Below are 7,288 nucleotides of genomic sequence, written 5' to 3' on the forward strand. Positions count from 1 at the left end.
CAAACCCCGGAGATGTTGATGAACATTGATCCAAATACCGTCGCGAAGGTCGTGGCCATTCTGCATGAGGAAATCGTGCCGGCCCAGGGCTGCACCGAACCCATCGCCATAGCCCTGGTCGCGGCCAAAGCACGGGAGGTGTTGGGCACGGTTCCGGAACAGGTCAGGATTTATGTTTCCGGAAACATCATCAAGAACGTCAAGAGCGTGGTCGTGCCCGGCAGCGGGGGCATGGTCGGCATCGAGACCTCGGCGGCCATGGGCATCATGGCTGGGGACTGTACAAAGGATCTGATGGTCATCAGCGACGTCACCGAAGCGGACATGGTCGCGGTCAGGAAATACCTGGGCAAGGCCGCCTTCGAGGTGGTCCACGAAAAAACGCCGGTCAAGCTCTATGTGCGCATCGAGGTGGTTGCCGGGGACCGGAGCGCAGAAGTTGAGGTGAAATATCTGCACACCAATTTGACGCGGGTGGTCCAAAACGGGCGCGTCCTGCTGGACCGGGGCTTCAGCCCGGAGAGTTTTCATACCCCCGAGGAAGATCGCTCCGTCTTGTCGGTCAGGCTGATTTACGATCTGGCCAAAAGCATTGACCTGGAACTGATCCGTCCGCTGTTCCAGCAGGTCATCGTCCTGAACTGCGCCATTGCCGAGGAGGGGTTGCAAAACGCCTACGGCGTGAACATCGGCAGCAGCATTCTCAAGAACATCGAACAGGGCATCTACGGAGACGACCTGCGCAACCGCAGCGCGAGCTATGCCGCGGCTGGCAGCGACGCGCGCATGAGCGGCTGCCCCCTGCCGGTGATGACCACCAGCGGCAGCGGCAATCAGGGCATGACCGCCTCCCTGCCGGTAATCAAGTTCGCGCGGCTGAAAGGGTATGCCGAGGACGATCTGATCCGGGCCCTGTTCCTGTCCCACCTGTGTACCGTGCACATCAAGACCCAGGTGGGCCGTTTGTCCGCCTATTGCGGAGCCATGTGCGCCGCGGCCGGAGTGAGCGGGGCCATCTCCTTTCTCATGGGCGCGAATTACGACATCACGGCCCATGCCATCGTGAACACCCTGGGGAACATTTCGGGCATCGTCTGCGACGGGGCCAAGCCGTCCTGTGCCATGAAGATCGCCACGGGCATCTATGCGGCCTTTGATTCCGCCATCCTGGCCTCCCTTCACAAGGATCTGCACGGCGGCGACGGCATCGTGGGCAGCGACGTGGAGGCCACCATCCGCAATATCGGGGAACTGGCCAGCAAGGGCATGGAGCAGACCGACGAGGTGATCCTCAAGATTATGACTTCAGAGAGCGGCCACGGGGTTTTTCGCCCCCCGGTCAATTAAGCCAGGAGCCTTTTCCCCAACAGGCAACCGTCGTTTGGAGTGTTCACGTAATCATCACATTCAAACGCAGGGGCGGCCCTCGCGGCCGCCCTAGCATCCCATCGTAGGGGCAGACCTGTGTGTCTGCCCACGTCCCCTTGCGGCCGCCCTGGCAGGCGCGAGGTCTGCCCCTACAAAATGCGAAAATAAACCCGAGTTTCCTTGAACAAACCGCAATCATCAGGATGAAATCATGAACGTGCACGGCAAGGATCTGAAAATGAATTCCCAAGACTGGGGATGGGTGGCCGTGAACATCGGCATGGGCATCGGGGCCGGGATCGTCTTTTTGCCCATCCAGGCCGGCATTGTCGGGCTGTGGACGTTTCTGCTGGCCGTGCTCGTGGCCTACCCGGCTTTGTATCAATTTCAGCGGCTTTTCATCAACACGCTGGTCGAATCCCGCCGGGCCACGGACTACCCGGCGACCATCAGCGAATATCTGGGAAGAAAATGGGGGGCCGGGCTGGGCTTTGTCTATTTTGCGATGCTGCTGATCTGGTTCTTCGTGTATAGCGAAACCATCACCAACGACAGCGCCTCGTACATCCAGACCGCGGGCCTGACCGAGGGGCTGTTGTCGGCCAATCCGTTCTACGGGCTGGTCATTGTCCTGGTTCTGGTTCTCGTCGCCTTTGCCAGCAGAACCCTGCTTCTGAATTTGTCCAAGCTGCTGGTGATCGTCGTGCTCTCGTCCTTGACCCTGCTGGCTCTGATGCTCGTCCCGTTCTGGACTCTCGATCATGTTCAGGAAATCGTTTCCGTGCGCAAACTGATCACCCAGACGATTGTCACGCTGCCATTCGCCATGACCTCCATCCTTTTTCTGCAGTCGCTGAGCCCATTGGTTATTTATACCCGGTCGGAATACGACGACATCGACATCGCCCGACGCAAGGCCCACCAGATCATGAACTGGTCCTTCATGATCCTGGCCAGCGTGATCTTTTTCTTCGCCTTTTCCTGCACCATTTCCATCTCGCCCGAGCAGGCCCATCAGGCCTTCGCGGACAACACGTCCTTTCTGGCGGTCATGGCCAAGACCATCCCCGGCGCACTCGTCCCGAGCATGGGGGTGGTCATTGATTTGTGCGCCATCGTGACCTCGTTTTTCGCGGTTCTGCTCGGCCTGCATGAAGCCTGCGTCGGGCTGTACATGAATCTTGTCGCCGGGGACGGACCCAGGGAAAAGGTCAACAAAACCAAGCTGTCCATCGGCGTGGTCGTCTTCATTGTCCTTCTCGGATGGTTTGCCACCATCGCGGACTTTCCCATCCTCTACTTCACGAGCATCAGCAGCCCGATTTTTGCCGTAATCGGATGCTTCATCCCCGTCATCCTCATCTACAAGGTGGACCAATTCGCCAAGTACAGGGGGCCCCAGGCCTGGATCGCCGTGGGTACCGGGGCATTGCTGGTCCTGTCGCCCTTTCTGGCTTTTTTGTAACTTCTCAGCACACGTTGTATGCTCTTCCCGCGGCCATCGGCATTACTTTGTGTTGAGTAGTTACGCTACAAACAAACTCCTGAGCGAGACGCCATTGAAAATCATCAAGCCCGACCACCTCTCCCTGCTCCCCACCACCTGCGCCGTTGCCGGGGAACAGCGGCTGGTCCTGTCCCTGTTCGCCTGCTTTCCCCTGTCCGGTTCCCAGTCCGACTCCCAGTCCGCCTCTCGGGCCGGGCAGGAGGCGCCGGGACTTGTGGCGGAAGCTGAGATGTGGACTGCCCTGGCCTCGGTCCTGGGCGATGGGGATGTGTTCGACGCCGGACGGCCCAAGCCCCGGGCCGAGTTCCTGGTTTACGGGGAATGCGTGCCGCCCGGCGCCGTGGAGGCCTGTCCGGTCAGGGTCCGGGTGGGCCGGGTCGCCAAGGAGTTGATGATCTTCGGGGATCGCTCCCGCGACGCGGGAGCCCTAAACGCTCCGGGTCGACCCCAGCCCTTCCAGCGTATGCCCCTGACCTGGGAGAATGCTTACGGTGGCCCGGATTATCCAGCCAATCCCCTGGGCAAGGGGCGCGGGGCGGACCAGTCCGGACGCCGACCAGTGCCCAACGTGATTTTGGCCTCCGAGCACCCCCTGCCTCCGAATCGGGATCCAAGCCCGGCCTGCCCGCGGGCCGTTCCGTCCTGGTGGCCCCAGCGCACCCAATATCTCGGCCCCTTTAATCGCCAGTGGCTGGCCGACGGCGCACGGGATCTGCCCGCCACCACCAACCCGCTGACGCACATGAGCGCCTCCCCGGACCAATGGCTGGAAGGCTTTCTCAACGGCGACGAGGACTTCGAGCTGACCAACCTGCACCCGTCGCGCCCACAAATCACCGGAACCCTGCCCGGCCTGCGGGCCAGGGCCTTTGTCACCGGGCCGGGCCAGGATCTGGACTCCTTCCGCGAAGTCCAGACCCGGGCGGACACGGTCTGGTTCTTTCCCGGCCTGGATTTGGGCGTGATCTGCTACCGGGCCGTGGTCCCGGTCCAGGACGAGGACGCCGACGACGTGGGCCACGTGCTGCTCGGCCATGAGCCCTTGACCGCGGCCCCTCTGCCCGCGGCGCACTACCTGGAACAACTGCGCCTGGAGCTTTTCCCGCCGGACGAGGAACCGGCCGCGCCCCAGGAAGGCCAGAGAGATGGGTCGGGCGACGGTGCGGAAGAAGGGCCGGTCGAAGACCAGGCTCTTTCCACGGAAGAACCGGATCATCTCTTGTCCGGCCAAGACTCGCCGACGCCGGACCCCGGGCTGCTCGAATTCCAGGCCGAGATGGAGCGCATCCAGGCCGAGAGTCGGGAGATGCTGGCCAAAATGGGCTACACCGAGGAGCAGGCCCGGGAGCTTGTCCATAAGTATGAGGTTCAGGCCCAGGAAATGGCCGAGCGCCTACCGGACAAAAGCCTGGAGGAAATGGCCGCGGAAGCCCAGGCCCAGGCCCAGGCCTTCCTGGCCGAACATGGCCAGACCCCGGAACAGGCCCTGGAAGCCCTCCACGGCAGGCAGCCCCAGCCTTTGACCCTGGAAGACATCGACGCCATGCTGGTCCAGGGCGAAATCACCCCGGAAATCGCCGGGCACATTCGCCAAGCCCATGAGGCCCTGGCCGCGTTCCTGGCCCTTTCCGCGACCATGGCCGCGGAAAAAACGCCGGAACCGGACGCGGAAGACGCTTCCTTCTCGGACGGGGAAGGGCTTGCGGCGGGAGACGAACAGCCGTCAGAGGCTCAGGACTTGACCGACCAGGATTTGACCGGCCAGGACTTTACTGATCAGGACTTTTCTGGCCAAAACCTGGCCGGCCGCGATTTTCGCGGGGCCGTGCTGGAACGGACCGTGTTTGCCGACGCCGACCTGACCGGAGCCGTATTCGCCGGGGCCGTGCTGACCGAGGCCGTCTTCACCAGGGCGCGTTGCTCCAGGGCCGTGTTCACCAAGGCGGACGCCTGGAAGGCGGATTTCCAGGACGCGGACCTGAGCGGCGCGGATCTGAGCGAGGCGGATTTTTCCGGCGGCAATTTCGCCGGAGCGGATGTAACGGACGCCGTAGGGACGCGGACCGGATTCGACACGGCGCGCATGCCCGGCCTCAAGGCCGCGAGGGGCCGGTTTCAGGGCGCGGAATTCAACCGGGCGGACCTCACCGGCGCGGTACTGGAGCAGGCCGACCTGACCGACGCGGATTTCGATCAGGCCGTACTGCGCGGCGCGAACCTGGCCAACGCCGTGGCGGTGAACGCCCGCTTCGGCGAAGCCGACCTGACCGGCGCTGTGCTGACCGGAGCCGTGCTGCGCGAGTCCCGGGCCGATGCCGCGACCTCGTTCCGGGATTGCGACCTGCGCGGCGTGTTGGCCGACGAAGCCCAGTGGAGCGGGGCCGACCTGACCGGGGCCAACATGGAGCGGGCCAGCCTGAACACGGCGGACCTTTCCCGGGCCAACCTGCGTCGGGCCGAACTCACCCGGGCCCTGGCCCGGAACGCGGTCTTTTCCAAGGCCGTACTGGACCAGGCCGACCTGCGGATGGTCAACCTGATGGCAGCCTCCTTTGCCCAGGCCAGCCTGCGCGAAGCCCGGCTGGACGGCTCCAGCTGCTTTGGAGCGGACCTGCGCAAGGCCGTCTTGAGCGGGGCCAGCCTGGACAAGGTCAACCTGAAACGGACCATCCTCGACCTGGAGATGCTCGATGCCATCGAATGAACATAACGACCTCCTGGCCCAGGCCCGGGAAGACGGACGCCTGGAAAAGGCCGACCTGACCGGCGCGAACCTGGCCGGGGCCGACCTGTCCGGCTTGTTCCTGACGGACGTGGTCCTGGACCGGGCCGACCTGAGCGGCGCGTACCTGACCGATGCCTGGTTCAAGGGATGCTCCCTGAATGACGCCGTGCTGACCGGCACCCAATTGAACGACGTGCGTTTTGCTTCCTGTGCCCTGGACCGGGTCGATTTGAGCGACGCCAAGGCGGAAATGGCCGACTTTTCCGGCTCCAGCCTGGATGCGGCCCGGTTCCACCGGGCGGATTTGAGCCGGGCCGAACTGGACGGCAGCCCCCTGGGCCGGGCGGACTTCACCGGAGCCAGGCTGTTCCGGACTTCCCTGGCGGATACGGACCTGACCGCCGTCGTGTTCCAGGACACGGACCTGACCATGGCCTTCCTGCGCCGGGCCAAGCTGGCCGGACAGCGCTTCCCCGGCTGCACCCTGGCCCAGGCTCTGCTGGACGAGGCCGACCTTACCGGAGCCGATCTCACCGGCCTGAACATCTCTCAGGCATCCTTCTCCGGAGCCGACCTGACCGGGGCGATTCTTGAGAAGGCCCAGGGTCGCTACGCCCAGTTCGCCGAAGCCAAGGCCGGCCAGGCCCGATTTGCCCAGTCGTTCCTGGAAAGCGCCGTCTTTCCGAACGCCGACCTGACCGCCGCCGTCTTCCACGCCGCCCACCTCCATGGCGCGATCCTGGCCGACGCGAACTGCGCCAACGCGGACTTCACCAACGCCAACCTGAGCTACGCCGACTTCTCCCGAGCCAATGTCGCCTCAGCCCGCTTCACCGGGGCAAAACTGTACATGGCCAACATGCACCGCGTGGACCAGGACCAGATCCGCCAGGGCCAAGGCGACGTCTCCCATGTCCGTTCCACGGACAAGGATCTCGCTGCGGCGGAGATGTGGGTGGCCCAGGTTTAACCCGGAAAAGCCAAAGTGAACCTGCAAAATAATTGAGGACGCCATGCATCAATCCAACGTCATTCCCTTCATTCTTCCGGACCCCTCACCCCAGAGCCAGGATTATCACCACCGCATCACCCACGGACGAGTGGAGAACGTGCTTGACGACAAGTACGTGGTTCGTCTGGAGGATGGACGGGTGGTGCGGGCCGGGGTGGCTCACGGATGTCTGGCCGTGCCCGGAGTCGGGGACATGGTCCTGACCTATGCCGGGCCGGGCAAGGTCGCGTACGTGCTGACCGTGCTGGAATCCAGGCAGACCGAAACCGTGCTGGAAACCGACCGGGATCTGGTGCTCAAGGCCCCCCGTGTGCGTCTGGAAGGCGGCGAGAGCCTGGCTTTGAGCGCTCCGGACGTGGACCTTTCCGGGATACGCGGACGGCTGGGCTTTCTGAACCTGGACCTGACCGCCTCCGCCCTGACGGCCCGCATCGGACACATGGGCGCGTTCGTGGAAACCATCCGCCTCAAGGCCCGCTCCCTGATCCAGACCCTGCGCTACAGCCTACGCCGGGTCCAGGGCATGGACGCTTCCCAGGCCGGACAGATGCGCGTCAAAGTTGAGGAGTCCTACAAGCTCAAGACCGGAGCCGCGGACCTGCGGGCCGAGGGCACAATGAGCGTGGACGGGAAACGGGTGGATATTGGGTAAGGGGTAAGGGGGAAGGGGGAAGGG

General features: G+C 63.6%; 5 protein-coding genes. All 5 read left to right on the forward strand.

Features of this window, described 5'->3' with window-relative positions:
* Positions 1-18 precede the first annotated feature (18 nt).
* The 5 genes from C6366_RS16195 to C6366_RS16215 all read left to right on the forward strand — a co-directional run bounded on the left by C6366_RS16195 (position 19) and on the right by C6366_RS16215 (position 7,264).
* Positions 19-1,347, forward strand: a complete 1,329-nt coding sequence (locus C6366_RS16195) for a serine dehydratase subunit alpha family protein (RefSeq protein ID WP_107739813.1) — start codon at positions 19-21, stop codon at positions 1,345-1,347.
* Between the two features lie 232 nt (positions 1,348-1,579).
* Positions 1,580-2,833: a hypothetical protein gene (locus C6366_RS16200; RefSeq protein ID WP_107739815.1), complete on the forward strand. Its 1,254-nt coding sequence runs from the start codon at positions 1,580-1,582 to the stop codon at positions 2,831-2,833.
* 94 nt (positions 2,834-2,927) lie between these two features.
* A complete protein-coding gene (locus tag C6366_RS20575) occupies positions 2,928-5,579 on the forward strand; it encodes a DUF2169 domain-containing protein (protein WP_158269832.1) in 2,652 nt (883 codons plus the stop codon).
* Positions 5,566-6,570, forward strand: coding sequence for a pentapeptide repeat-containing protein (locus tag C6366_RS16210; RefSeq protein ID WP_107739819.1), 1,005 nt, complete (start codon positions 5,566-5,568; stop codon positions 6,568-6,570). Before C6366_RS20575 ends, C6366_RS16210 begins: the two co-directional genes overlap by 14 nt.
* A gap of 43 nt (positions 6,571-6,613) precedes the next feature.
* Positions 6,614-7,264, forward strand: a complete 651-nt coding sequence (locus C6366_RS16215) for a DUF3540 domain-containing protein (RefSeq protein ID WP_107739821.1) — start codon at positions 6,614-6,616, stop codon at positions 7,262-7,264.
* Positions 7,265-7,288: the final 24 nt, after the last annotated feature.

Source organism: Desulfonatronum sp. SC1 (assembly GCF_003046795.1).
GTDB lineage: Bacteria > Desulfobacterota > Desulfovibrionia > Desulfovibrionales > Desulfonatronaceae > Desulfonatronum.